Source organism: Streptomyces griseoloalbus (assembly GCA_014650015.1).
GTDB lineage: Bacteria > Actinomycetota > Actinomycetes > Streptomycetales > Streptomycetaceae > Streptomyces > Streptomyces griseoloalbus.
Map to the genome: position 1 here is coordinate 1 of BMUD01000129.1, position 605 is coordinate 605.

General features: G+C 38.3%; 1 protein-coding gene. It reads left to right on the forward strand.

The window, feature by feature from the left end:
* Positions 1-46: 46 nt before the first annotated feature.
* Positions 47-367 carry a 30S ribosomal protein S8 gene (gene rpsH / locus IE178_RS37190; RefSeq protein WP_193515096.1) on the forward strand — a complete coding sequence of 107 codons (321 nt, stop codon included), beginning with the start codon at positions 47-49 and terminating at the stop codon, positions 365-367.
* Positions 368-605 lie beyond the last annotated feature (238 nt).

A 605-nucleotide genomic window follows, 5' to 3' on the forward strand; every position in this document is an offset into this window, starting at 1 on the left:
TGTTGATTATATCAAAATTTGGGGGCACCCATAATTTTAGTCCATCATGGGTAGGGACACTGTTGCTGACATAATAACCTCTATACGAAATGCTGACATGGATAGAAAAAGAGTAGTTCGAATAGCATCTACTAATATCACCGAAAACATTGTTAAAATCTTTTTACGAGAAGGTTTTATCGAGAACGTGAGGAAACAACAAGAAAGCAAAAAAGATTTTTTGGTTTCAACCCTGCGACATAGAAGGAATAGGAAAAGGCCTTATAGTAGAAATATTTTAAATTTAAAACGGATCAGTCGACCGGGTCTACGAATCTATTCTAACTATCAACGAATTCCTCGGGTTTTGCAAAATTTGATCAATTAAGAGAAAGAGAGGCATGCTAAGCCCTTAATGATTGAGATCATGTTTGTTAATGTGAGTACCATGAAGGATCTTGGCTTAATCCAGATAGGTTTCGCACTGTCTTTAGCATGTGCGATTTGCCGCTTTCTTAAAAGATTTCAAAAAAATGTTTTGCCCAGTCCTGTGAAGACCTGTGTGGAATCGCTCTTGTGACTGTGTAGCTTAGGATCGCTCTCAGCCTCGAGACTCAACCCCTTCA

Bases quoted from the DNA above. Each gene is read 5' to 3' on its own strand.
- rpsH (WP_193515096.1), top strand. From the start codon at position 47: ATGGGTAGGGACACTGTTGCTGACATAATAACCTCTATACGAAATGCT.